Below are 26,033 nucleotides of genomic sequence, written 5' to 3' on the forward strand. Positions count from 1 at the left end.
AATATACACTATTTATTTCTTTTCTTCGATATAAATATGGAGAAATATAGTAGTTGAGCACTGGGTCTCACTATATGTATTCAATGATTAACACCCTCATTTAGCCGCGGGCATTGAGTGCTCTAGTCTTCCAGCGTACATAGACCAGTGGCAACGCCGCCGGACACAATGGTAAGAATGGAATGAAAAAAAGTCTCCTTGGAGATCAGCACACCGCCGGCCCCGATAATCAGGAAATCCGTCAGGAAAATAATCACTCCGACATTGAGCGGAATGTAACGTTTCATGAACTTGGCCAGCAGATCCGTCCCGCCTGTACTGGCTTTGAACCGCAGCATCAGCCCGAGGCCGCTGCCCATCAGGAAGCCACCGATAATAGCGCTGGAGATGGAGCCTAGCTCAATATAGTACAGAAAGTGATATTGCAGCGGCCCGATAAGTTCGATCAGGAATGAGGAGGTCAGCAGCCCCAGAATGCTGTTATAGAAGATCTCCCGCTCCCGGAACCAGGCCAGCAGGAAGATCGGTAGACTGCAGACAACGATGGCTAGTCCGATTTTGATGCCGGAAATGTAATTAATGATGAGGGCAATGCCGATAATTCCACCATCAAGTATTTTATAAGGCACCAGAAAAAAATTGGTTCCCGCTGCAATCAGCAGGCTGGCGAGCAGAATAATAACATACTTAGAATATGAACGCATCTTCAGCATCTCCAGACTTAAGGCATGTCTTAATAAATATGCACCTGTCTGGAAAAAAATAGCTATAAAACAAAAAATCCTGCCAAAGCAGGATTAATAATCCGTGATGCTGTTCAATGAAGAGCTGCACCACGGAGAGCGTGTATAAACCGGAAGCGGATCCTCAGGCATGAACGGGCTCCGGCTTCTTAAGCTGCAACGGAGGCGGGATCAGCCAGCCCTTTTGCTTGTTCATTTTGAGCAGTTCCATGCCGAAGGCGGCCATTTGCGCGTGGATCTTCATGAACATCGTGCCGATATCCTCGCGGATCGACATGCCCATGACCTGGCTGCAGACTACAAGACTGAGCGAGACAGCTCCGGTGAGTGCCGCAGCAATCTCCTGATCGGAGAACCTTGCTCCTGCCGGAATGTCCTCCAACTTGACGGAAGGGCGGTCCGGGAGTGATGGCGGAGGAACGAAGCCGTTTAGCTTGAGGATTTTGTCGCAGTCCTTGATTTCCTTCTGTGCTTGATCCATTAGATCATCGATAATCTTCTTCAGATCCTGGTCCCCGGCATGAAAGTGAAAAGCCTGGTAGGTAGACAAGGACATTTTGGCAGTGGCCGAGACCTGCCACAGATTGAAGATTTCACCATAATGAAGCGGTTCATCTTTGGGGTTGCCGTTTAGAACTCCCATAATTACAGAACTCCTCTACAAATAGGTTATGAACGTAATTTAGGTTGTCCAGTGCAATCGCTGTTATTCAAGATTTAAGTGCACTAAATAAAGTTACAGTAAAGCAGGTGTAGCACGGTGGATTATATCTATAAGGTGCTGGAAACCGACATGGAGCTGCTGGCTGCGGCACTTTCGGAGGTTCAGGTGTTGGTTGTGCTGAAGGACGGCACAGAGGAACTGCTGGAACCGGGGGGACAGATCAGAGCATACACAGCGAAATCTGTCCGGATCCGGGGATTGTCCTATTGCCGGGATTTGCATGAATTCCGGATTCTTACGTCGGAGCCTATCTGATTTCCCTGATTCCTGCGATAGAAGCGCGTCAGCGGGAGTACCGTTTGCGGAAGCGCAGCGGAGAGATGCCGACCTTGCGGCTGAAGCGCCTGGAGAAGTATGCGGTGCTCTCGAAGCCGGTGCGTTCTGCGATTCCTGAGATAGGAATCTCCGTCTTAAGCAGCAGCAGCTTGGCCTGCTCCAGGCGGTAATCCGTCAGATATTCCATGGGGGTTAGCCCATAGACACGCTTCATACAGCGGGCCAGATAATTGTAATGAAAATGCAGTGCATCCGCCAATGAGGCATTCGTGAGGTCCTCCGTGAAGTGATTACGCAGGTAGGCTTCCGTCTGCTCGGCGATCTCCGCAGCCTGGCTGCCCGCAGTATCCTGCTGGGCCAGATCCATCATCCGCAGCATCTCCTCAAAGATGCGCTGCTGCTGCCATACGGAGCTGGAGCGCCGTCCCTGGCTGAGCTGCAATAACTGTTCAGCCTGTCCGCTCCGGGCGAAGGGATCAGGAAGCGGTCCGAACTGGGGGACGCGGATCGTATATGGGTGGGTGAGGAACTGCCGGAAATGCTTCTCACGTTCTGTGTATACAGGTTCCCCCTCCGCTTCTATCCACTCGCCCACCGTGTGAAAATGCACCCAGGTGAAGGATGTCAGCTCCTCGCAGGGCTTAACTGAATAATGGTAGCGGTCAGGCAGCAGCAGGAGTGTATGTCCGGAAGTCACTGCCCACTCCTTATTCTCTTCACCAATGAACAGGCAGCCTTGTTCTACAATAATTAGATCGAATTTCCCCATACGGCTGCGGTTTGGATGCTGGTCGCCGGGCGAATATATGGTGTGGCCGCATTCCAGGAAATAAGGGAAAGGCGGCGCCGCCAGATGGATATAGGAAGGAACAGGTGGCATGTCGTCTCCTTTCGCAAGCTCTTTTCAATTAGATGAACTTCTCTGTACAGCTGGGAATTCCAGTGTGAAATAGTACAAAAACAGGGTTGCTTATGATTCTGTTTTTTATTCATTTTACCGTCTATAATTGCAAATAGCGAGGATGAAATGAAAAGGGGAGAAGTTACATTGAGTAAATTTGCAGATATTCAGCAAGCCGCTAACACAGTCCGGCAGGTGGCCATTCAGGATGAATTCTGGGGGCGTTATATCCGGCTGGTGCAGGATACCGTTATTCCGTACCAGTATGAGGCGCTGCATGACCGGGTGGCAGGGGCAGAACCCAGCCATGCCATAGCCAATTTTGAAATCGCTGCCGGCAGGAGAGAAGGCGAGTTCAACGGCTGGGTCTTTCAGGACAGTGATGTAGCTAAATGGCTGGAAGCAGTGGGGTATTCGCTCAGCATCAAGCGCGATCCTGAACTGGAGCGTCAGGCAGATGAGATGATTGATCTGGTCGGCGAAGCACAGCACGAAGACGGATACCTGAATACTTATTTCACACTCAAGGAGCCGGGCAAACGCTGGACGAACCTGCTGGACTGCCATGAGCTGTATTGTGCGGGACATTTCATTGAAGCGGCAGTGGCCTATTATGAAGCGACCGGCAAAGACAAGCTGCTGGGCATTGTGCGGCGGTTCGTTGACCACATTGAAACCGTCTTCGGACCGGAGGAAGGGAAGCTGAAGGGCTACGATGGTCACCAGGAAATTGAGCTGGCCCTTGTGAAGCTGTACCGGCTGACCGGTGAAGAGAAATATCTGAAGCTCAGCAGCTTTTTCATCGACCAGCGCGGACAGGAACCGAACTTCCTGCATCAGGAGTGGGAACAAAGAGGACGGGTTACGCACTGGACAGGTACGGCTACAAGCAGTGTGGATGTCAGTTATAATCAGGCCCATATCCCGGTCCGTGAGCAGAGCGTGGCCTTGGGCCATTCCGTCCGGGCAGTCTATATGTATACAGCCATGGCCGATCTGGCCCGGCTGACCGGAGATGAAGCGCTGCGCGTGGCCTGCGAGCGCCTGTGGGACAATATGACGGAGAAACAGATGTATATCACCGGCGGAATCGGGTCAACACATCATGGTGAGGCGTTCACCTTTGATTATGATCTGCCTAATGATACTGTCTATGCGGAGACCTGCGCTTCGATCGGGCTGATCTTTTTTGCCAAACGGATGCTGGAATTGACCCCGGACGCCCGGTATGCTGACGTGATGGAGCGGGCGCTCTATAATAATGTGCTCGGTTCAATGGCACAGGACGGCAAACACTATTTCTATGTGAATCCGCTTGAAGTATGGCCGCAGGCCTGCAGCTGCAACCCCGGCAAACATCATGTGAAAGCGGAGCGCCAGGGATGGTTCGGCTGCGCCTGCTGTCCGCCGAATGTAGCGCGTCTGCTGACCTCGCTGAATCAGTATATCTACACTGAGCACGGCGATACGCTTTACACTAATCTGTATATCGGCAGTGAGCTGAAGACTACGCTGGGAGGTACAGCGGTTGCAATCAGCCAGCAGAGCCGTTTCCCTTGGGATGGAGCTGTCTCGCTTAAGGTTGATCCTGCCCAAGCCGGGGAGTTCGGTATTGCGTTACGTATTCCGTCGTGGAGCGGGAACGTGGAGATCAGAGTGAATGGAGAGGCAGTAGCCGATGCTGCTGCAAGCCTGCAGCAGGGGTATGCGGTGATCCGCAGGGAATGGAAGGCCGGAGACGTGATTGAGCTCACTCTGCCGATGGAAGCACACCGTGTTTACGCCCACCCGAATCTGCGTGCCGATGCCGGGAAGACTGCCATCCAGCGCGGGCCGCTGGTCTACTGCCTGGAAGCGGCTGATAACAGTGAGCCGCTAAGCTCGGTTTCTTTGAGTGAAGCAGCGGCATTCACCGAGACGTATGATGAATTGCTGCTTGGCGGTGCTGTAGTGGTAGAAGGCGACGGCTTCCGCGTAGCACAGGCGGCCTGGACCGGAGGGCTGTACAGCAGAGAGAAGGCACCGCTGGAAGCGGTGAAGGTAACCGCAGTCCCTTATTATCTGTGGGGCAACCGCGGCAGCGGCGAGATGAAGGTCTGGATTCCGTAGTTAACTCGTATGACCGGTAGCTGCCGTATATAATGCTGAAGCCAACCTCCCCCAAGGGCAGTAAGTGGACAAATGTATATTAATTTCGCTATTTTAGTTTCTCTGCGGCATTTAGTTGGATAAACGTCATTTAATTCCAGGCATTTCCCGCATTTTGAGCTGTGTTCCTGATATTAAGTGCTCTTTTTCCAATTGCTGTTTGACATGGCCTCTAAACAATAAGAAAGCCCCCGGCTGCACCGCTTAGGCGGAACAACCGGGGGCTATTTTCAGTGATGCTAACTAACCCAATACAACTACAACCTGGTGAACTGCACCGTCGCCTACAGGAGCGATGATGTTGCCTTCAACAGCAGCGCCGTCGAAAGTCAGGCTGGCCACGCCTTTGGAGACATGGTTCGGGTTCTGGATTGAGATGACATAAGTGTCTCCACGGAAGACGCGGGTGATTTCGAAGCTGTCCCACTCCGTAGGGATACAAGGATCAACCTTAAGACCGGCAAAGTCAGCCTGGATACCGAGGATGGACTGTGTAATTGCTACATAGTTCCATGCCGCTGTACCTGTCAGCCAGGAGTTTTTCGCTTCGCCGTGACGTACAGCATCTTTACCGGCAATCATCTGCGAGTACACGTAAGGTTCCATACGGTGCACTTCGCTGATGTCTTCCAGGTAAGCCGGAGCGATTTTTTTGTAGATATCGAAGGCTCTGTCGCCGTGTCCAAGAACCGTTTCTGCGATCATGATCCATGGGTTGTTGTGGCAGAAAATACCGGCATTTTCTTTGTAGCCCGGAGGGTACGTAGAAATTTCACCCAGGTTCACGTAGTACTTGGAGTACGGAGGCTGCTGCAATACGATACCATAGTCCGTATCCAGACGTTCCTGAACGGAAGTCAGGGCACGGGCTGCTTCGCCGTTCTCCACACCGATACCCGCCATTACGCACATCCCCTGCGGCTCGATGAAGATCTGGCCTTCTTCGTTCTCCTTGCTGCCGATCTTGTCGCCGTAGTGGTCATAAGCGCGCAGGAACCAGTCGCCGTCGAAGCCGTGGGACAAGGTAATGGCACTCATGTTCTCGATCTTCGCAACTGCATCAGCAGCGACATCATCCAGTCCGCGCATGCGGCAGATTTCAGCATAGTCCGGTCCGACGAAGACGAACAGACCTGCGATGAACACGGATTCCGCTACGCCGCCTGCGATATTCTCAGTAGTCTGGAATGATTCGCCCGGCTCGGTGGAGAAGCAGTTCAGGTTCAGACAGTCATTCCAGTCCGCGCGTCCGATCAGCGGCAGGCCATGAGGTCCGAGGTTGTTCGTTACATGCTCGAAGCTCAGCTTCAAGTGCTCGAACAGGGTAGCGGTGTGATCCGGATTGCTGTCAAAAGGAACCTGCTCATCAAGGATCGAGTAGTCGCCTGTTTCCTTAATATAGGCAGCAGTACCGGAGATCAGCCAAAGCGGATCATCGTTGAAGCCGGAGCCGACTTCGTTGTTGCCCTTCTTGGTAAGCGGCTGGTACTGGTGATATGCGCTGCCGTCAGGGAACTGGGTAGCCGCGATATCGAGAATACGCTCTCTGGCGCGTTCTGGAATTTGGTGTACGAAGCCGAGCAAGTCCTGATTGGAGTCGCGGAAGCCCATGCCGCGGCCGATTCCGGATTCGAAGTAGGAAGCCGAACGGGACATATTGAAGGTAACCATACACTGGTACGGGTTCCAGATGTTAACCATCCGGTTCAGCTTGTCGTCACCGCTCTGGATCTGATATTTGGACAGCAGGTTATCCCAGTGTGCAGCCAGAGTAGCCAGGGCAGCATCTACCTGGGCATCTGTAGCGAACTGATCGATTACAGCCTGTGCAGGCTTTTTGTTGATAACGTTCAGGGATTCCCATTTCTCATCTTCAGGGTTCTCGATATAGCCGAGTACGAAGATGAAGCTTTGCTCTTCACCTGGCTCCAGTGTGATTTCCAGTGCGTGGGAGCCGATTGGCGACCAGCCGCTGGCAACGGAGTTGGTAGCTTCACCGGCAGCAACTGCCTGCGGAGCGTCCAGACCATTGTACATACCCACGAAGGATTCGCGGTCAGTATCGAAGCCGGCGATTTCTTTGTTTACTGAATAGAAAGCGTAGTGGTTTCTGCGTTCACGGTATTCGGTTTTGTGATAGATGACGGAATCCTTCACTTCAACTTCACCGGTGCTGAGGTTACGCTGGAAGTTCGTCATATCATCGTTGGCATTCCACAGACAGAATTCGGCAAAAGAGAAGAGCTTAACGGTCTTCTTCGCGTCGCCGGTATTCTTAACGACAAGGCGGTGTACTTCAGCATTGTGGCCCATTGGTACAAAAGCAAGCTGGTTCACGGAAATACCGTTACGCTCGCCAGTGATGGAAGTGTAGCCAAGACCGTGGCGGCATTCGTAGAAGTCCAGATCGCGTTTAACCGGCATCCAGCCCGGAGTCCAGAAATCACCGTCATCATACAGATAGTAGTAGCGGCCGCCTGTATCCAGCGGAATATTGTTATACCGGTAACGGGTAAGTCTTCTCATGCGCGCATCGCGGTAGAAGGTGTAACCACCGGCAGTATTAGAGATGAGGCCGAAAAATTGCTCGTTGCCGAGGTAGTTGATCCATGGGTAAGGTGTTTTTGGGGTGTTGATTACATACTCTTTACGGGTGTCGTCAAAAGTTCCGAATTTCATTAGAGACAAGTCTCCTTTCAATTGTGAACGCGCGTTTACAAAGCTGAGAAAAAATCCCCTCGGGGTAAGGGATTTTTCTGTATCCTAAACATTACTGCTTCGGCGGCTGGCAGGAATCTCTTGCCACCAGACGTGCCGGAAAACTGATAGTACTGAAGGTAGGCTGCTGTGAATCGCACAGCTCGATGACCTTCTCTACAGCGGCCTTGGACATTTCGTAAATCGGCAGACGGACGGAGGTCAGCTTGGGATGAATCCGTGCGGCAAGCTGCACATCATCAAACCCGGCAATAGACATATCTTCCGGCACGGAGATGCCATGCTCGGAGAACGCTTCCATAGCCGAAATAGCCATGTCATCATTGGATGAGAAGAATGCAGTCGGCAGCGGGCCGCCGGAATTCAGCAGCTTCTTGACCTCTTCATAGGCGGTTTCCTTGAGGAAATCACCCTGAAGGATGAAATTCTCATTCAGCGCGAGGTTATGGCGCTTCAGCGTATCCTCGTATGCCATATAGCGTTCCCGCCCGGAGTACGTGTTCATCCGTCCGCAGATCATGCCAATTTCTTCATGGCCGAGACCGATGAGGTACTCGATCGCTTCAACCGTACCCTCATAGTCCTTGGAATTCACTATAGCCAGATGATTGCGGTCCAGATGCTCCGACATAATCTCCGAAATGTCATAATCAATCAGCACAAGCGGCGAGTCAAGACCGACCATTTCCCGTACAATCTCGATATCCTTCTGGGTGCCGACTATAATGCCGCCGTCAATCCGTTTCTGCAGGAAAGCCTGCTTCACCTTCAGGAAGTCGTCGGGAGAATAGACGGTATGAATCAGAACATAACAGCCGCGGGCATTCGCGGTGTCGACAACGGCATCAACGAACGGGGCGAAGTAGTTATTCTGATAGATCCGTGTCGTATTCTCTTTCTCGTTCATGCTGATTGCAAAAAGCCCGATCGTATCGGTCTTCTTGCCGGCCAGAGCCCGGGCGAAGCTGTTAGGCTCGTACTGATGCTGTTCAATGATCTTCAGCACCTTGGCCCGGGTCTCTTCAGGGACATTGGAATAGTTGTTGATCACACGGGATACTGTGCTTCGCGAAACCCCGGCTAGCTTGGCAATATCTTCGCTTCGCATGGTGTACCCCCTCTATTGTAAACGCGCGTTTATGAACTCATTGTAAAATAAATCCGCGTGAAAATCAATCGTCCGCCCAAATAATTTTGCCTTGAAATATAAGAAAGATTAGTTTTACGCCAAACTTTATCCTTCAATTGCTCGCTGAAAGTAATCCCGTCCTTTGAGGACGAAATAACCGTTTCCACTTGCCGGATTCTCCGATCTGCGTTACAAATAAATGCATCAGGAAAAAAGAGGTACTGGAGAGGACGAAACAGATGATTATACAGGAAATAGATTCGCAGTTACGCAGGGAGAAGGAGGGATTACTATCTTTTACTCGTTAAAAAACCGCCTGATCGCGTTCTTCGTTGTGCTGCTCGTACTATCCTTCGGTACGATGTCGCTGCTGCTGTTCAACCAGTCACGCTCCATCATCCGCTCCTATATCGAATCCTCTGCACTGGAGAAAATGGACGAGTACGGCTCATTTATTAACATGGCCCTGCAGCAGAGCTATGACTTGTCCTCTCTGGTCTACAACAGCGATATCACCCAGAGGTGGGATGCCCAGCTGTCCAATCCGGCTTCAAGCGAAGGGCAGAAGATGCTCGCCAATATTACTATGAGCAAGTTCCTGACCCAGACCACGAATAATTATTCGATTGTCTCCTCGGTTACTATCTACCGTGAGGAAGGGATGCGGATTGGTGCCGATAACCAGGTGGTTACAGATGCTTCGTTCAAGCAGGAAGCGTGGTACCGCAATTTCATTGAACACAGCAATCACTGGGTTCCGGCCCATACCGATCAGGTGGAAATTAAGGGGGCCAAGCCGTATGAGGTGGTGAGCCTGCTGCTGCCGATCGGGATTTTTGAGCCGTCGCTGGCCAAAAATGTGATGAAGGTCAACATCAAGGCGGACTTCCTGCTGGAGCCGCTGAATCGTATACATCTCGGTGAAAGCGGTACCATTTTTCTGCTTAACCAGCAGGGCAATCCCATTCTGTCCCAGCAGGAGTACAGTGCTTATCCGGAAGCGGCGGCGGAGGTCCGGCGGGTCCGTGCAGGCAAAGCCGCGCAAGGTGTTGTCTATCTGAAGGATCAGAAGGGGGCCTCACATATTCTGGTCTACAAAAAACTGAATATCACCAACTGGCTGCTGGTCGGTTTTGTCTCCGAGCAGGATCTGTACGCCAAGCTGTACAAGCTCCGTAACAGCATTATTGTGTTCGCTTCCCTGATGTTAATTGCCGCCTTTGTACTCGCTTACTGGATCTCTTACGGCATTACCAAGCCGCTGTCCCGTCTGGTATCGGCCATGCGTCAAGTGCAGAAGGGGGATTTCGCCCAGGCCGAACGCCTTACCCCGCCGGAACGCAGGATACGAAACGAGGTTGACTACGCTACCGACACCTTCCGGAGTATGGTCAAGCAGCTGAGGTATCTGATACGAACCGAGTTTGAACAGAAGCTGCTGCGCCAGCAGGCAGAATATAAAGCGCTGCTGATGCAGATCAATCCCCACTTCCTGTTCAATACCCTGGAGCTGATGAGTAGTCTGGCTATCCAGCAGCGGACTAAGGAGACGGTTACGGTCATTGAGTCACTCGGCAAAATGCTCAGGTTCTCGCTGCGCATTAGCGAGGATCTGATCCCACTGCGCGAGGAGTTGAAGTATGTCCGCTATTATATGTCCATTCTGGACATCCGCTTCGGCCCGGGTCTCGATCTGCGGATCGAAGAGGCGGGGGAGCTTGACGATCTGGAAATCGTCAAGTTCCTGCTCCAGCCGCTGATCGAGAATGCGGTGAAATACAGCTTCATTCACCAGGCGAATGCCAGGGTACGGATCACGGTAAGACAAGATAAGGAGCGGCTGTATCTTGCTGTTGCCGATAACGGCATCGGAATGGATCCGGAGCTGCTCCGCGAGCTGAATGATCAGGCCATGCGCCAGCAGCTGGAGCAGCTTCTGCAGAGCAAGACCCATCAGATTGGACTGCGCAATGTGCTGGCCAGATGCCGGCTGTATTATGGCGATTTATTCAGCTTCAGGATAGATTCAAGTGAAGAGCAGGGCACCAGCATCGAGCTGAGTCTGCCCATTCAGAGGAGGAATGAAGATGTATCGCGTATTGATCGTGGATGATGAGCCGGAAATCCGCCAAGGCTTACGGCTGAAGGCAGACTGGGCAGACCTGAATCTGTCAGTGCTCGGTGAGGCGGGTAATGGAATGGAAGCGATGGAGCGTCTGGCCTGTGAAGCGGTAGACATTGTAATTACAGATATGAATATGCCTGTGATGAACGGTGTGTCTTTTCTTGAGGATTGCCGCAGGCTCTATCCGGAGCTGAAGCTGATCGTAATTACCGGCTACGAGGATTTTCATTACGCCAGAGCGGCTGTCCGTAATCAGGCGCGTGATTATCTGCTGAAGCCGGTAGCTGCCGATGAACTGATGGCCGTATTGCAGAAGGTTAAGGAAGAGCTTGACCGGGAGCGCAATAACCGTGATCAGCAGGCCGTAATCCAGTGGCGGCTATCCCAGTATTACAAGGAGATGAAGGAGCATTTCCTTGTGCAGCTTGTCAAAGAGGAAGTAGAGCAGGTGGATGCGCTGAAAGAGCGGGCCGCACTCTTTGAGCTGGGCGAATGGGATCTGACGGGAATTCATGTTGCAACGGCCGGACTCAGGGAACGGACGGGGGATGTTCCGCAGCTGCCGGAGCGGACTCCCGGCAAGCTGCGCCTGCCGTTTGAACTGCTGGGCAGGGAATTCGCGGGCAGGTACGGCAGCGGCTGCCTGGTGTTCCGCGATCCGAACTACCCCGGACTGGTTCACTATATTCTGCAGGACGGGCTAACGGATATGCCGCAGTTCTGTGCAGATTTGGCTGCTTGTATCTCTGCACATCTGGGCTTTGCTCCGGTCATCGGGTATTGCGGTGTCAAGCTCGGATTCCGCCAGTGGAAGGAAGGCTATATGGAGTCGCTTCTGGCCTGGAATCTCTCGGAGAATGCCGCTTATCCGCCGGCTGAAGGAAAGTCTGAGCCGGGAGCAGTGCTTACAGATGAGCTGACACGGACTCTGCGCCGCCTGCTCATTCAGGGGGAGTGGGGCTGCTTCGGGCAGACGGTCCGGCAGGAGCTTCAGCAGGCATTCTCCCAGTCACGTTCCCGTTTCGTGAAGCTGATCTTTCAGCTCTATCTGCTTGTGGACGGAGCGGATGGGGCGCCTGCTCATGGGAACGGTCATGCCCAGCAGCTATGGCTCCATCCGGAGATGGTCCATAAGCTTGACTCAGTAGACAAGGCGGAGCAGTTCCTGCTGAAGCTGGCCGGACGCGCACACCGTCAACTGCAGGAAGCAGGGGACCCCGATGATTCGGTGATCCGCACTGCGACGCAGTATATCGATGGCAATTACATGTATGATCTGAATTTGACCCAGCTGGCCAAACGGTTCAATTACAATTCCTCCTATTTCTCGGAGCTGTTCAAAGCCAAGGTAGGCCGCAGCTTCATGGCCTATCTTACCGACATCCGGATGGCCCAGGCCACGCATCTGCTGGTAAGCACAACCCTTGGTCTATGGGACATTGCCGAGCTTACCGGATTCTCGAATGCCAGCTATTTCAGCTCCAAATTCAAAAAGATGTACGGGATCGCCCCTTCGGACTTCCGCCTGAACCCACCTGAAAAATTCAATAGTGAGCAGCCGAAGAAATAGCATTCAAGCGGGCTGCGCTTATTTCTATAATGAGCCTATATCCATTTAAGAAGGAGAAGGCGCATATGAAGACAGCACATAAATCGGCTTTATGGAGAAGGAGCGGCACCGCTTATCTGTTCCTGCTTCCCTGGCTGATCGGCTTTTTCGGATTGACACTTGGCCCCATGCTGGGATCCTTTTATCTGTCCCTGACCAAGTACAACCTGCTCAATGCCCCGGTATGGTTGGGCTTTGACAATTACAGGCACATCTTCACGGCAGACGAATACTTCTACAAATCTCTTACGGTGACTTTCCAATACGTGCTTTTTTCGGTTCCGCTCAAAATGGCGTTTGCCCTTCTGGTCGCCGTCGTGTTGAACAAAGGCATCCGGGCGCTGGGCATCTACAGAACGGTATATTACATTCCTTCCCTGCTGGGAGGAAGTGTGGCGATCGCCATCGTATGGCGGCAGATTTTTGACGGGGAAGGCCTGATCAACCACTTCTTAAGCTGGTTCGGCATTGAAGGTCCGGCCTGGATCGCCCATCCGAGCTACATCCTCTCCACCATCGTTACCTTGTCTGTCTGGCAATTTGGTTCCGCGATGGTCATATTCCTGGCCGGAATCAAGCAGATTCCTGCTGACCTGTACGAAGCGGCACAGGTGGACGGGGCCGGTAAGCTGCGGCAGTTCGGCAAGATAACGCTGCCCATGCTGTCACCGGTCATCTTTTTCAACCTGGTCATGGGGATTATCAATTCCTTCCAGGTGTTCACTCCGGGGTATGTAATCGGGGACGGACGCGGCGGTCCGGTAAATTCAACGCTGTTCTATACGCTCTATCTGTATCTAAAAGGCTTCTCATTCTTCGATATGGGCTATGCCGCTGCTATGGCGTGGATCATGCTGATCATCATCGGCCTGTTTACCTCAATTGTGTTCGTGACCTCCAGGTTCTGGGTGTTCTACGGCGACGGAAAGGACGGGCGATAAATCATGGCTGAACAAAAGACGGTTTTTAAGCTCGGCAAGCATGGTCTCATTATTCTGTTTGGGCTGCTGATGCTCTATCCGGTGCTGTGGCTGCTGTCCAGTTCCTTTAAGCCGAATGAGCTGATCTTCTCTGATCCCGGTCTGTGGCCGGCAAGATTTACGCTGGAGAATTATGTGAATGGCTGGAAGGGGCTTCAGGGTATCTCGTTCAGCCGCTTTTTCCTCAATTCGGCAACGATCTCCGTGCTGTCGGTGATCGGCAATATTCTCACCTGCTCTTTGGCGGCATACGCGTTCGCCCGGCTGGAGTTCCGTCTCAAGAGTGTGCTGTTTGCCTGTATGCTGGTGACAATTATGCTTCCTTACCATGTGCTGCTGATTCCGCAATATATTATTTTCAGCAAGCTGGACTGGGTGAACACCTACTTACCGCTGATCGTACCGAAATGGCTGGCGCATGACTCGTTCTTCGTACTGCTGATGATCCAGTTTATCCGCGGCATTCCGAAGGAGCTGGATGAAAGTGCAACGATTGACGGCTGCGGACAGGGTCAGCTGTACTTCCGGATCATCATCCCGCTGCTGGTTCCTGCGCTGATAACAACGGCAATCTTTACTTTTATCTGGACCTGGGATGACTTCTTCAGCCAGATGATCTATTTGAGCCGCATCAATCTGTTCACCGTTCAACTGGGCATACGCTCACTCTATGATCCCTCCGGATCATCCGACTGGGGCGCGCTCCTGGCGATGTCCGTGCTCTCGCTTGTGCCGATCATGACGATCTTTCTTCTCTTTCAAAAGCATTTCCTGGAGGGCATCGCTACGACCGGGTTGAAATGATGGGGCTCTACTGAATACAGACCCGAAAAAACCACTAGCGGATACCCGAAGAAATGAAATTCAACTCCGGTCAAGAAATGATTAGGATGGGAATGCAAGCGATTACAACTATTCTTGGGGGGACATTTCGATGAAAAAAACGTTGAGTCTTACACTGGCCGCACTGCTGCTGGCCGCAACGACCGCCTGTTCGGGCGGCAATAACGGCAAACCTGCAACCGGCAGCACAGATACTGCAGAGCCGTCTGTGGATCAGGTCGAGCTGCGGATTATGTGGTGGGGTGATCAGAAGCGGGCAGACAAGACGAACGAGGCACTGCGCAAATTCGAGGAGAAATATCCCAATATCAAAGTGGTCGGGGAGTTCGCTCCAAACTCCGGGTATTTTGACAAGCTGAACACCCAATTGGCTTCGGGGACAGCACCGGATGTATTTTTCCTTGGAGGCAACGTAACGGATTACGCGGATAAAGGGGTACTGCTGGATCTTCAGCCTTATGTCGGCAAAGAGCTTGATCTGACGGATATGGATCAGACGATGGTGGAATACGGAACGCTGGGAGGCAAGCTGGTTCATATCTCTGCCGGAGCAAATGCCAGAGGGATGGTCATCAACACCGAGCTGTTCAAAAAAGCGGGAATGGACATTCCGGCGGACGGCTGGAGCTGGGAAGATTACGCCCGGATCAGTAAGGAGATCTCTGAGAAGCTGGGCAAAGGCTATTACGGAACCTACAACTTTACAGTTGAGGGAATGGACATCTATATGAAGCAGCGCGGCAAGCAGGTCTATGATATGGAGAAAGACGCTCTTGGCTTCGAACAGCAGGACGCCGAGGATTGGTTCAACTACTGGAACGACATGTCTAAGAACGGCGGAATGGTCACACCTTCCCTGCAGGTGTCCAATCCTCCGGGAGACACGAGTAAATCACTGGTGGTCACCGGTAAAGTGGCGATGAGCCTCATTCCGTCCAACCAGTTCGCCGCCCATCAGAATCTGATCCAGGATACACTGACGATGGTTCAGGTCCCGCGGGGTCCTAAAGGAACAGGTGTCGTATTCGAATCCAGCCAGGGCTTGTCCGGATATGCGAAGACGGAGCATCCGAAGGAAGTGGCCACACTGATGAACTACTGGATCAATGACCCCGATGCCGCGCAGATTCTGGGCAGCGACCGCGGAGTGCCTGTAACCTCCAAGATGCGTGACCTCCTGATGAAGGATGCCACTCCGCTGGAGCAGACTGTATACGACTTCACGAGCCGGGTATCTGAGGCGACGAAGAAAGAGCCTTTTGCCATCAGCTACAATCCGCCAAGCTTCACCGAATTCACCAAGCTGGCTGAAACTGCGGTGCAGGAGATCGGTTTCGAGCAGAAGAACGTGAAGCAGGGAGTAGAGGATTTCTATAAAGGCGCTACGCAGATTTTTGGCAGCAAATAAGTCGTTTACCGGAAGCAGACTGCCCGGGCAGTCTGCTTCTCTGTTTGGGGAGGAAAGTGAAGATACAGGAGGAGAATTACATGACAAGGGACTTATTACAGCAGCTCCGGGAAGTAACGGCTGATGACCGGATCGGAGTGCTCAAGAAGGCGGCGGACCGTGGCTCTATGGGGCAATGGAGGCAGTCGGGAGTAGCCTTTGCCGCCTCATCGGAAGCGATGGAGAATGTCTATTATTCCGGATTGCATAAGCTTATGGATTGTATCGTGCCGATGGACGGTAACGGCCATGTTCTGCATGAAGGAGGTGTTTATCTCGGCAGCTGGCTGGAAAGTACGGGAACCATCAGCGCTGAGCTGCTGTCACGCTTTATGCCGGAGGTGGCGGAAGCGACCTTTCGCCTGTTCGCCGATTATCAGCGTGAGGATGGACTGATCCCTTACAAAGTAACCCCTGCGGGGCCGGCTTACCGTCAGATCCAGATGGTGACCCCGCTGGCCCGGAGTATCTGGAATCATTATGTGCAGAACGGACGTAACAGGATGTTCCTTAGCTCGATGTACCAGGCGATGAGCCGGTTCGACGAGTGGCTGGCCAGCCGGCGCGATACACGAGGAACAGGCTGCGTGGAGGCCTTCTGCACCTTTGATACCGGGCATGATCTGTCCCCGCGATTCTGGCATATTCCCGATACGCCACATCTGGACGATGCGGCGCAATGTAACCCGGATTCACCGCTGCTGCCGTTTCTGGCCCCTGATTTAACGGCCAATGTCTATTGCCAGCGGCTGTATCTATCCAGAATTGCAGAGGAACTTGGAGAGGATGGAGCTGAGTGGGAGGCCAAAGCTGCGTCGAGCAGACAGAGTCTCTTCAGCTATTGCTATGATGAAGATGATGAGTTCTTCTATGACCGTGACCGCGGAGGCCGGTTTGTGCGTGTGCAGTCCGATGTGCTGCTGCGTGTGCTGGCCTGCGAAGTGGGAGACCGCGATTTCTTTGATGCTGCTCTCCGGCGTTATCTGCTGAATACCAGCAAGTTCTTCGCCAAATATCCCTTCACCTCCATAGCGATGGATGACCCCCGGTTTGATCCGTTCTCCAGCTACAACACCTGGGGCGGCTCATCCAATTTCCTTAGTATCATCCGCGCGCCGCATGCCTTTGAACATCACGGGCGTTATGTTGAACTGACCTGGGTGATGCAGCCTATTCTGGCTGCGCTGTCGCGGATGACACGCTTTGCTCAGACGTTAAGCCCTTGGACAGGAGAAGAGGGCTATACGGAAACGTATTCTCCGGCCATTCTGTGCCTGCTGGATTATGTGGAGCGGCTGTGCGGAATAATGCCGGTTGCCGGAGAAGAGCTGTGGTTCACCGGACTGCTTCCTTATGATATGGATCATGGCCAGGAGGTGGCCCATGAGACGGGATACCGCCGGGTGGTAGACGGAACAGTCTATGAGCTGATCACTACCCGCCAGGGGGCAGTGATCTACCGGGACATGGAGGAGTACATGGCCTTTCCGTTTGGAGTCCGCGTAATCACGGACCGGAACGGGGAGCTGCTGAAGCTGACCGGGATGAGTATCCGTGAAATCGGGGGCAGCATCTGTTATCAGGGCAAGAATCTCCCGTTCACGATTAAGGGCAATGAACAGCTGGAATATGGAGATGGCGGGTTCAGCAGCATCAGCGATATTGGGGTAGTGCTGCCGGAATACCGGTAGCTCTAGTAATAGCCAGGGCGGGCAGTCTTCAAATGTTCATGAAGAAGGAGGAGTATTAGTGATAGAGAATCATAACCTGCAGATCAGAGATCCGTTTGTGCTTCCGCTTGCAGAACAAGGACTGGAACAGGGAGAGGGGCTCTACTATTTGTACGGCAGTACCGACAGTAATATCTGGGGCACGGGCACGGGGTTCGACGCCTACACTAGCAAAGATCTGGAGCATTGGGAGGGACCGTTTCCGGTGTTCCGGCCGGAGGCGGATTTCTATGCTAAGCGGAATTTTTGGGCTCCGGAAGTCTATGCATACGGCGGGAAATACATCATGTTCGCCACCTTCCGGCGCACTGACAATGATCTGCTGGGGACGGCTGTGCTTGCTTCACCGCACCCGCTTGGCCCGTTCACCCCGTATAGCGAAGGGCCGGTGACTCCGCAGGACTGGAGCTCCCTGGACGGAACACTTTATATAGATAAGCAGAGTCAGCCATGGATGGTATTCTGCCATGAGTGGCAGCAGATTCGAGACGGGGAGGTCTGCGCCATACGGTTAACGGAGGACCTGCGGAGTGCGGAAGGCGAACCGGTTACTTTGTTCCGGGCATCGGAAGCCCCGTGGACAACACCGTTTGAATCCAAGCGGTATGCGGATCAACTCAATTATGTAACGGATGGGCCGTTTCTGTTCAGGTCAAGTAACGACGATACGTTGTATTTGCTGTGGGCAAGCTTCATTAATAACACCTATGCGCTGGGCATTGCCCGTTCCGGGAGCGGTGAGGTAACCGGGCCGTGGATTCATCAGGAAGAGGCACTCTATCAGAATGACGGCGGACACGCGATGGTATTCCGGACCTTCGGCGATAAGCTGATGCTAGCGATCCATACCCCGAATCAGACACCCGACGAACGGCCGGTATTTCTGGAGCTGGAAGAGAGCGGCGGGGTGATGAGAATGAAGGAATAGGTGTTGGAACGCTTTTAAGCAATCTGGTTCCACCGGCTCTACGCCGGACACCGTGCTCGAATGGCAGGTTGTCTGCTACGAGACACTCGCTTCAAGTTTAACTGTATTTTGTACAACTAAAACGGGCGATTTTTGCCCCGTGGGAGTTTTAGCTGCACTTCATACAACTAAAAATAACAGCTACGCCGCAAACGAACACTTTTCTCAATTTTAGTTGTACAGAGTACACTTATCCTAGCTTATCCGGTTTTCCGCCGTCTTTTAACTGCACGAAATGCAACTATTCCTTATGCAGTCTGCATTGAAATCACAGAGGATTATCAGGCAGAATCTATTAAATTCTAAATATTTACAAGGGAAAATGTACCTGATATATTAAAAATGCTCATATAGTCCATTTAAGAGGAAGGAGACTTGCTTATAAACTCCAATCTACCGGGTAGTGTGAAGTGCAAATAGTCTGCTGCTCTGTTGAGCCGGACTACACCAAGCGAGTGCTCTGCGTTTCGTTCAGACCGATTTCCCTACTCCCAAAGAATAAGGAGGATATTAATAAATGCGAAAATTAAAAACGTTGATAGTGTTTCTCTTCGCAGCAAGTTTCTTATGGGTCTCCGCTCCTTCAGCGCATGCCCTTTCTCTGGCGCCGGGGTTTAATACGCCAGTAACACTGACTCTGCAGCCGGGACAAACCACATACCTGCTCTGTACAACCTCCGCCAAAACCATTAAAGCTGTTGTGGAGAAGCTATCGGACACCGGCAAAGTGACGGGTCCCTATTACTTTAATATTACCAACCGCGGCCAAATCCAAATGGGCACAATGAGTGGTGCCAGTGCTGTACAGGAGCTGTATTTCAGCTATTGGGACGGCAGTGCCGGAAATGCGCTGCTCTACCTGAATGCAACGGATACTACGGTTCCGATTCAGGTGAAAGTGACCTTTTATAATTTAAGCAACTAATATAATTGTCTAGCGATACGCTGCCAAAAGAAAAAGATTGCTACTCCACTCTGGATTAGCAATCTTTTTAGGGTTATAGGAGATTATTCAATGTTAATGCTCCATTGTCCGTCTGCTTCAACGGCAAAGACATAAATCCCGTCTGATTCAATGCTTTCTGCCGTTGAGCCCGAATAGTTACCAACTTCATTGACCAGCAGGAGACTGTCATTAACCTTGACAACAAAATTGGATTCTCCCACATGCTTGGATGTGAACCGGGTCAGCTTGCTTTGCAGCCTCGCAAAAACAACATCATTCCCCTTGCCCGTTAATTTGACTGGAGCGCTCTTAATGTTATCAGGAATGCTCTGAGTGATATCAGCCTTCCATGAGCCATCTGATTCTACATTCAGCATGTATTTCCCGTCTTCCGGAATCACCACTAAGGATTTTCCCTTGTAAGGTCCAATTTCATTCACCAGCATCTCCTTAGAGTTTCCTGTTTCATCGTATAGATAAATAACGAAATTCGAATCGCCAGCATCTGTTGCTTCCACGATTGCAATACCGCTCTTTAAATTGAAGAAATCAGTAGCCTGATCGCTTTTTCCTTTGAGATGAATGATATCGTCAGGTGCTGCCACAGGTTCAGGTGCTGCTGTTGCGGCCGCAGCTGATTCAGGTATACCCGGGTACAATGGCAGCAGTTCAGCGTATAGTTTCTCGACAGTTGCCATATCATCCTTTTGTATGGCAATGGCCATTTCCTTGAATTTGCTTTGATTCTCCTCAGTTATCCACTCCAGGCTTTTGAGAATAACTGCTAGAGCTTCGTCTCTAATTTCTTGGGACAGGTCTTTTTCCAGATAATTTTTGGCTAAATTAAGTGCTCTGGCGCCTAATGTCTGATCTGCTTCGGCATATGTTATAGTGTCCCCGCCTTCTGACGGTTCTACTGTCGGGACCGGTGTTGGCGTGGGATCAGGGTATCTTTCGGCTACTGACGCCGGGATAACCCCCCCTATTTTCGTGAAAAGCTTCTTCACATTTTGTATATCATCTTTCTCGATAGAGTCAGCGATTTCCAGGTAAGTATATTTATCCTCTTCACTTTCTCTGGCTTTTACCCGGATCTTCTCAGCGATATCCTTAGATGATTCAGTATTCCAGGAATTGGTGCCAAAGCCCTCGAGGTATTCCAGCGTCTTATCCTTCACTGAATAATTTGCAGGCGGCGGTGAAGGAGTAGCAGTTGCGGATTGGGTAACCTCAGCAGAGCCGCCACATCCGGTTATTGCAACCGGTAAGCACAGCAGGGCAAAAGCCACAGCGATTTTAGCTAATTTTGTGTTCATAAGTAATTTCCCCCAGATTCGTAATAAAGCAAAATCATTATAGCGGAAATGGATTATTATTACTATTAATTTTAATAGAACTTTTAATCATCCCATCTCTCCCAGCAGCTATCTCACATGGCTCATTAACAGTTAATTCCACAAGAAATATGCTATCCTTAATAAATAATGAGCAATAAGGAGGACAACTGATGAAAGGGGCTTACCTTAAGTATTTTGGCGTGGCGATCATCGTGCTCGGGGTCCTTGCTTGTATTCCAGTGGGATTCCATTTGGGCGGTGTGCTTGGTGTTGTAATATTCCTCGCCGTTTCCTGCATAGCCGGTATGTTTTTTATTGGCTTCGGTGAACTTGTCTATTCCCTGCAGCGCATTGAGCTGGAGATTGCCGGAGAACGTCCGCAGTATGATCCGTTGACAGGGCAATATCAGGTGCCGCATAAAGACAGCAACCGCTGATCATCCTTACGCATCCTGAAATATAGTCTCATTTGTCCAACCTCATAAACTCCTCTAGCATATTCTATAAGTAGAAGATTAGAGAGGAGGAATCACCATGGCAACGATTATCGACACAGGGGCCAGCACTGCGACAACGGGCAGTCAGACCTTATCTATTCCAATTCTTTCACCTGCGGGAAATCTGATCTTGGCCGAGTTTGGCCTAGCTACTGTAACTTCAGGGGTTGTATTACTGAGTGCCTCCATCGGATTTCAAACTACGCTCGGCGTACCCAGTGTAGTCTTCACATTGTACCGGGACGGGCAGCCCATCTTCAATATGGGCTCCAGCGGACTGGCAATATTGGCAATCCAACCGATCACTATAGCTTATATGGATAGAACTGTACCTGCTGGTTATCATGCATACAGTTTGGGTGTCGCCAATAACAGTCTGAATATCCTGCTCAATGCAGCCAGTGTTACAGGACCCGTGACATTCTCAGGCACATCCATCGGATAAAAGAAATGAATAGAACAAACCCGCTGAACTCCGGTCCGGCGGTTTTTTTTGATTGTATATACAAAATGTTCCAAACCCATTATGATTTAATTAATGATTCTGAACTCTAGCAAGAGGAGAGGAGCTGTGAGAAATGATGGCAACAGGGGTTGGGTCATGGCTTGCCGGCGGATTCAGTATATTTTTCTTTTTAATCTGGCTGGCATGTCTGGGGCTCGGTATTTATCTGTTCGTTCTGGTAGTGAAGCTCGCGCGCAGAGGAATTGTTGCATTGGATTTGTATAATCATGCCAAGAATCTGGAAATACGCAACCACTATGAATCCGTTCACAACAAAGATGAGCTCTAAACGATACATAGCCAACTGGAATGGAAGTACGGATGCCCTGCCGGGAAGGCGGGGTATTTTTGTTGGGCAAATAAGGTTCTGAACATTTGCATATTATGGAATGATTTATTATAATCCCAATAGGTAAGTTTTAAATTTGAAGTACATGGAGAGGAGTTTGATCGGGTGAAAAAGAAATTAACCGCTGCGCTGACTGTTTTTGCTGTACTTGGAGGAATGGGCACGGGGGTATACGCCGGAGCCAATCTGCAGGAGATCAAAGCTTTTCTGAATCCGGGAATTAAATTCAAGGTAGATGGCCAGCCTGTGCAGCTGAAGAATAGCAGCGGTGCAGTGATCGCTCCGATTTCTTATAAGGATACTACGTATCTGCCAGTCCGGTCTGTGTCGGATCTTCTCGGTGTTACCGTTAAATTCGATGCTGCCTCCAATACCATTTCATTAGGCGAGCAGACGGAAGGAGTCTCCATAGCTGCCGGTTTTGACTCGTCGTATCACACCAAAGATCCTGACAAAACCGTCTATAAAGATAAGGACTACAAAGATGTTCATTTCGACAATGGCAGCGGCAATCGCGGCAGCTCGTTCATGCTCTACCCGAACAAGAAATATCAGAAGCTGTACATTCAGGTAGCGGCGATCGGCACTGATATTAAAGACTTCACCGTGCAAGACAGCGATACGGATACGGTGCTTAAGAAGCTGAACATTACCCCTGAAGAAGGGCTCGTAACCGTAGAGGTGGACATTGCCGGAGTAAGCTCTATCTATGTAACCGGAGACGTACAAGACGGCTCATCCATGTTCGTTCCATTGACTACTTCCTATTATAAGTAACTATAGAAGAACCCGGGAGACTTTTGACTCTCGGGTCTATTTTTTGTTGGCGGGGGTAGCTGTGACAGAAGTGTCGTATCCCCTGTCGGTCACATAGTTCTCCAGGCTCCAAATCCCCAGCTTCGCAGACTTCGCTTTTTTCTCAATAACCCTGAACTGGTCCACATATTTCACATCGGGCGGATACACGGCAACCCTGGCCAGACCCTCTGCGATCAGCATTTCATTCACCATCTCATCACCGAGATAGACATAAGCCAGAATCCGGCCGTATTGATCACGTTCAGACACATCCATTTCGACCCTAACCGTTTGCCCGTTCAGAAGCTCCGTTAAGTATTCGCTGGCCTCAGGGCCAAACGGCTGAACCGGTGTATTGGCGCGTTTGGTTTCTGGGGTATCGATGAGCAGGAGCCTGATTTTATCCACTGAACCATCTTCGAACTTAACTTTGATAGTATCGCCATCGGTTACAGATAGAACTTTTGCCTCGGAAGGATATGTAAGAACAATCGTGTCCAGTGTTTCAAAGTTACCGTCCGGTTCATCTTTCGACAGGACAGCTGTCAATAACGAAATCGTAAGAGCCAATACAATCAAGCCATATCTGGTAATCCTCTTACGGTTTTTAGCGTTGAACATTTGCTAACGACTCCTTTGCCCTGACTATATCATTACGTCTCACTCAGCCGGTGGATCTTTGGGATCGTTCTTAGAGGTGCCGCTCTTAGACAAAGCAACTCCGAAGGCGATACCCAAGGCAATGCCCAAAGCCAGGTTATCAAAAGCCATCCAAAACACTATACCAAAGCATAAGCCCAGGGCGATGCCTTGGGAGGAGTCTTTTTTCTTACCCATATCCATGTCTCCTTTTATAGATGTAATTCAAATCAAGCAGCTGATTGGGGGAATAGCATAAAGGGTATTATCCGGTAAGCCTGCATATCTTACTGGCAATGTTAGGCCTAGAACGCTTAAGGAGTGAAGATGTGTATACCAAAAAACTAATCTTGACCTTATCGATGATGTTATCCATGTTGACAGTGAATGCCTGCAGTAATCAGCCGGATGCGCCTGCAACTGAATCTATGCAGACCTCTGCACCGTCCGCCGGGAACAATGGGACTGCAGTCCAGCCGGATGCTGCTTCCGCTTCCCAAGAGCTGCCGGAGAATCTGCCTGAGGATTTCCCGCTGCCGGAGGATGTCCAAATCAAGCTATCCCATTCTGAAGAAAATGAAGGCAAAAAGACAGCTCTTCTGATCTTCACAACAACGCAGAGTATGGATACGGTATCGAAGCTCTATGAGGATTACTTCTCTTCCAGACTGGGAAGCGAGTCTGCACAGACCATTGATGACAAGAACCTGATTATCCAGGGTACCACCAAGGACGGTAAGCAGAGCTGGTCGATCATCGGCGGTTCTTTGGCTTCTCAGGAAGGTACTCTAGAGCTAAATGTAACATGGGCGGAATTATAAATTAAAAATCCTGTTAGTGATGAACATCCGTTGGTGTATGGTTAGGAGGTACCGGCAGATGTTCTGTTTATATTAGTGTATTTTACCATACAATCCCCCGATATTAATCCCGCGTGGACCAGAGAAAGGTGGCAATACGCCTGAATTCCCTTCACTTGTTACATTCGTCCTCTCAGAGAAGTTGCAAAATAAAAGAGCCTGGCGGCTAGCCAGACCCCAAATATCCTATCAATTACGCTGGAGTAACACATATCCGCTGATGCTTGATGTTTTTTTGCGGAACACGATTCTGAAGCCGATGTCGTTGTCCTGCAGACAGGCTAACGCTGTACTAAGCAATCCATTTGTTCTTAGGCTGGGCAAGCAAGGTTCGGCATTTCCGATTACCCGGCTGGCGGTAATTCTGCGTGCTGATCCGGGAACTAACGGGTTCCGGCTCCAATTGATCAACACCAAATCCGGCTGACGAGTCGCCATGCTGATCTACCCCTTTCTATTAAGGTTCTCTATATAGAATGCAGGGGAGAGAGTTATGTGCTGGACAAAAGTACCGCCTCTCAGGAAATAAATAGTATACGCTATACCGGGTACAGTTATATAATTAATCTTGTGAATTAAAATTATGTCAGGCGGTGTTGTGTTTTGTCGTGGGAACCTGTGGGGTTCATGTTTTTCTCAGGTATAGAGGCATTTTCTTTATATTTTTTAATCATGTGTTTGTTCAGATTTAGATTTCAGGAGCATGTATGGCAGGCTTTATCGTTAACCCTATTGATCAATCTTCAAAGCTATGTACTTCGCAATGATTTTACCTTAGGAAATATTATGCCTTTGGTTACAATAGGTTTCTTCGTTCTTTTCTTTGCTGTTTTTGTGAGAATGTCGTTGATCCTTTCATTATTGTCAACCATATCGGGTTATGTCATATTTGGTGTGGTGCAGACTGGGATTGCAATTCTTCTCTTTGGATCTATCGATGCTGCCAAGTCAGGTATAAGTAATGGGTACATACTGCAATCCGTAAGCGGGGTACTCATTATATCAGGGGCATGGTTAGTTTATCGCTTAGGTTATGGATTTAGTTTCGATTTGAATAAGCTGAAGTTTAAGTTTGAAGATATTTCGGTTATCCTGTTGATCATGCTTTTTCTGATCTCCATTTCATCAGTTCTATATTATAACGAGACTTACATTAATATTATTTACTTCGCGGTTACATCAGCTTACCTACTGTACTACGCCATCCGAAAGGATCAAAAAAGTGATTGAAAAACTATCTGCCCGAACAGCAAAAGCTATAAAAGAAGCGGTTCCGCATCATCCAACAAGTGAAGCAGTACTTAAATATGCGCTGGAAGGTATTTATAACGCTGTATTTATAATCGCCTTGACATTACTTCTCTCAATGATTACCGGTAATACCAAAGAAACGTTTATTATACTAGTAACCTTTGCGTTATTAAGGCAAACAAGCGGAGGAAAGCATCTTCAATCTGGCGTTCTATGTGTAGTAGTTACTACCTCATTATTTACAGGAATGTCTTTTGTTAAGCCAGATGTACAAATGACGCAAATGCTAAACCTTATCAGTATTATTCTTGTAGCCATGTACGCACCATCCAATATTGAGCATCAAAGTAGGATTCCTAAAAAGTATTACCCACTGTTAAAGCTAATAGCAGCTGTAATGATTGCGGCCAACTTCATTATTATATCTCCAACAGTATCGGTAAGTTTCTTTGTACAAGCGCTTACTCTGATTAAAACTTCACGAAGGGAGGTGAAATCCATTGACTAAAAT

General features: G+C 50.3%; 26 protein-coding genes. 18 read left to right on the forward strand and 8 right to left on the reverse strand.

The features are described 5' to 3' along the window. Window positions 1-122: 122 nt before the first annotated feature. Window positions 123-704: a YitT family protein gene (locus PBOR_RS14495; RefSeq protein ID WP_042212722.1), complete on the reverse strand. Its 582-nt coding sequence runs from the start codon at window positions 702-704 to the stop codon at window positions 123-125. Between the two features lie 163 nt (window positions 705-867). Continuing rightward, window positions 868-1,386 (reverse strand): DUF3231 family protein, encoded by a 519-nt coding sequence (locus PBOR_RS14500; protein WP_042212724.1) that lies wholly within the window; start codon window positions 1,384-1,386, stop codon window positions 868-870. A 117-nt stretch (window positions 1,387-1,503) separates the two neighbouring features. On the opposite strand from PBOR_RS14500, the gene PBOR_RS14505 reads away from it, so the two are divergent. Next, entirely contained in the window at window positions 1,504-1,722 is a 219-nt protein-coding gene (locus PBOR_RS14505) for a hypothetical protein (protein WP_042212726.1), read from the forward strand. Window positions 1,723-1,750: 28 nt separating this feature from the next. Here the strand turns inward: PBOR_RS14505 and PBOR_RS14510 are convergent, their stop codons facing one another. Then, window positions 1,751-2,623, reverse strand: coding sequence for a helix-turn-helix transcriptional regulator (locus PBOR_RS14510; RefSeq protein WP_042212729.1), 873 nt, complete (start codon window positions 2,621-2,623; stop codon window positions 1,751-1,753). Window positions 2,624-2,770: 147 nt separating this feature from the next. Between PBOR_RS14510 and PBOR_RS14515 the strand changes: the two genes are divergently transcribed. After that, window positions 2,771-4,753, forward strand: coding sequence for a glycoside hydrolase family 127 protein (locus PBOR_RS14515; RefSeq protein WP_042212730.1), 1,983 nt, complete (start codon window positions 2,771-2,773; stop codon window positions 4,751-4,753). Between the two features lie 282 nt (window positions 4,754-5,035). Here PBOR_RS14515 and PBOR_RS14520 read toward each other — a convergent pair whose 3' ends face one another. Together PBOR_RS14520 and PBOR_RS14525 are read right to left on the reverse strand one after the other, a co-directional pair. Beyond that, complete coding sequence (locus PBOR_RS14520; protein ID WP_042212733.1) at window positions 5,036-7,471, reverse strand: glycoside hydrolase family 94 protein; 2,436 nt, start codon at window positions 7,469-7,471, stop codon at window positions 5,036-5,038. A 91-nt stretch (window positions 7,472-7,562) separates the two neighbouring features. Next, entirely contained in the window at window positions 7,563-8,618 is a 1,056-nt protein-coding gene (locus PBOR_RS14525; protein WP_042212735.1) for a LacI family DNA-binding transcriptional regulator, read from the reverse strand. A gap of 313 nt (window positions 8,619-8,931) precedes the next feature. Between PBOR_RS14525 and PBOR_RS14530 the strand changes: the two genes are divergently transcribed. The 8 genes from PBOR_RS14530 (at window position 8,932) to PBOR_RS14565 (ending at window position 19,265) form a co-directional block, all read left to right on the forward strand. After that, window positions 8,932-10,752: a sensor histidine kinase gene (locus PBOR_RS14530; protein WP_042219420.1), complete on the forward strand. Its 1,821-nt coding sequence runs from the start codon at window positions 8,932-8,934 to the stop codon at window positions 10,750-10,752. Next, window positions 10,727-12,334, forward strand: coding sequence for a response regulator transcription factor (locus PBOR_RS14535; protein ID WP_042212737.1), 1,608 nt, complete (start codon window positions 10,727-10,729; stop codon window positions 12,332-12,334). Before PBOR_RS14530 ends, PBOR_RS14535 begins: the two co-directional genes overlap by 26 nt. 65 nt (window positions 12,335-12,399) lie before the next feature. Continuing rightward, window positions 12,400-13,314 carry a carbohydrate ABC transporter permease gene (locus PBOR_RS14540; RefSeq protein WP_042212739.1) on the forward strand — a complete coding sequence of 305 codons (915 nt, stop codon included), beginning with the start codon at window positions 12,400-12,402 and terminating at the stop codon, window positions 13,312-13,314. Window positions 13,315-13,317: 3 nt separating this feature from the next. After that, the gene (locus PBOR_RS14545) at window positions 13,318-14,157 is read left to right on the forward strand and encodes a carbohydrate ABC transporter permease (protein ID WP_042212741.1); all 840 of its coding nucleotides are present in this window, start codon (window positions 13,318-13,320) and stop codon (window positions 14,155-14,157) included. 130 nt (window positions 14,158-14,287) lie between these two features. Then, on the forward strand, window positions 14,288-15,604 hold the full coding sequence (locus PBOR_RS14550; RefSeq protein WP_042212743.1) for an ABC transporter substrate-binding protein: 1,317 nt from the start codon (window positions 14,288-14,290) through the stop codon (window positions 15,602-15,604). Window positions 15,605-15,684: 80 nt separating this feature from the next. Beyond that, complete coding sequence (locus tag PBOR_RS14555) at window positions 15,685-17,334, forward strand: MGH1-like glycoside hydrolase domain-containing protein (protein ID WP_042212745.1); 1,650 nt, start codon at window positions 15,685-15,687, stop codon at window positions 17,332-17,334. A gap of 61 nt (window positions 17,335-17,395) precedes the next feature. After that, window positions 17,396-18,301 (forward strand): glycoside hydrolase family 43 protein, encoded by a 906-nt coding sequence (locus PBOR_RS14560; protein ID WP_042219421.1) that lies wholly within the window; start codon window positions 17,396-17,398, stop codon window positions 18,299-18,301. A 556-nt stretch (window positions 18,302-18,857) separates the two neighbouring features. Beyond that, window positions 18,858-19,265 (forward strand): hypothetical protein, encoded by a 408-nt coding sequence (locus PBOR_RS14565; RefSeq protein WP_157764038.1) that lies wholly within the window; start codon window positions 18,858-18,860, stop codon window positions 19,263-19,265. Between the two features lie 83 nt (window positions 19,266-19,348). Here the strand turns inward: PBOR_RS14565 and PBOR_RS35475 are convergent, their stop codons facing one another. Further along, window positions 19,349-20,602, reverse strand: a complete 1,254-nt coding sequence (locus PBOR_RS35475) for a hypothetical protein (RefSeq protein WP_052429482.1) — start codon at window positions 20,600-20,602, stop codon at window positions 19,349-19,351. A 191-nt stretch (window positions 20,603-20,793) separates the two neighbouring features. Here PBOR_RS35475 and PBOR_RS14575 point away from each other — a divergent pair, with 191 nt between their 5' ends. The 4 genes from PBOR_RS14575 to PBOR_RS14590 all read left to right on the forward strand — a co-directional run bounded on the left by PBOR_RS14575 (window position 20,794) and on the right by PBOR_RS14590 (window position 22,751). Beyond that, window positions 20,794-21,060, forward strand: coding sequence for a hypothetical protein (locus tag PBOR_RS14575; RefSeq protein WP_042212748.1), 267 nt, complete (start codon window positions 20,794-20,796; stop codon window positions 21,058-21,060). Window positions 21,061-21,157: 97 nt separating this feature from the next. Next, window positions 21,158-21,565, forward strand: a complete 408-nt coding sequence (locus PBOR_RS14580; RefSeq protein WP_042212750.1) for a hypothetical protein — start codon at window positions 21,158-21,160, stop codon at window positions 21,563-21,565. Window positions 21,566-21,698: 133 nt separating this feature from the next. After that, window positions 21,699-21,914: a hypothetical protein gene (locus tag PBOR_RS14585; protein WP_042212752.1), complete on the forward strand. Its 216-nt coding sequence runs from the start codon at window positions 21,699-21,701 to the stop codon at window positions 21,912-21,914. Between the two features lie 165 nt (window positions 21,915-22,079). Continuing rightward, window positions 22,080-22,751 (forward strand): stalk domain-containing protein, encoded by a 672-nt coding sequence (locus PBOR_RS14590; RefSeq protein ID WP_042212754.1) that lies wholly within the window; start codon window positions 22,080-22,082, stop codon window positions 22,749-22,751. Between the two features lie 36 nt (window positions 22,752-22,787). On the opposite strand, the gene PBOR_RS14595 is transcribed toward PBOR_RS14590, so the two are convergent. After that, window positions 22,788-23,393 carry a thermonuclease family protein gene (locus PBOR_RS14595; protein ID WP_052429483.1) on the reverse strand — a complete coding sequence of 202 codons (606 nt, stop codon included), beginning with the start codon at window positions 23,391-23,393 and terminating at the stop codon, window positions 22,788-22,790. Between the two features lie 39 nt (window positions 23,394-23,432). Then, window positions 23,433-23,609 carry a glycine zipper domain-containing protein gene (locus tag PBOR_RS37390; protein WP_167549543.1) on the reverse strand — a complete coding sequence of 59 codons (177 nt, stop codon included), beginning with the start codon at window positions 23,607-23,609 and terminating at the stop codon, window positions 23,433-23,435. A 131-nt stretch (window positions 23,610-23,740) separates the two neighbouring features. Between PBOR_RS37390 and PBOR_RS14600 the strand changes: the two genes are divergently transcribed. The 4 genes from PBOR_RS14600 (at window position 23,741) to PBOR_RS14615 (ending at window position 26,030) form a co-directional block, all read left to right on the forward strand. Further along, entirely contained in the window at window positions 23,741-24,232 is a 492-nt protein-coding gene (locus tag PBOR_RS14600) for a hypothetical protein (RefSeq protein ID WP_052429484.1), read from the forward strand. Window positions 24,233-24,506: 274 nt separating this feature from the next. Continuing rightward, complete coding sequence (locus PBOR_RS37710) at window positions 24,507-24,698, forward strand: hypothetical protein (protein ID WP_157764039.1); 192 nt, start codon at window positions 24,507-24,509, stop codon at window positions 24,696-24,698. Window positions 24,699-24,874: 176 nt separating this feature from the next. Continuing rightward, window positions 24,875-25,501: a hypothetical protein gene (locus PBOR_RS14610; protein WP_042212760.1), complete on the forward strand. Its 627-nt coding sequence runs from the start codon at window positions 24,875-24,877 to the stop codon at window positions 25,499-25,501. Then, on the forward strand, window positions 25,494-26,030 hold the full coding sequence (locus PBOR_RS14615) for an accessory gene regulator ArgB-like protein (RefSeq protein WP_042212761.1): 537 nt from the start codon (window positions 25,494-25,496) through the stop codon (window positions 26,028-26,030). Before PBOR_RS14610 ends, PBOR_RS14615 begins: the two co-directional genes overlap by 8 nt. Window positions 26,031-26,033: the final 3 nt, after the last annotated feature.

Source organism: Paenibacillus borealis (assembly GCF_000758665.1).
Taxonomy (GTDB): Bacteria; Bacillota; Bacilli; order Paenibacillales; family Paenibacillaceae; genus Paenibacillus_AQ; species Paenibacillus_AQ borealis.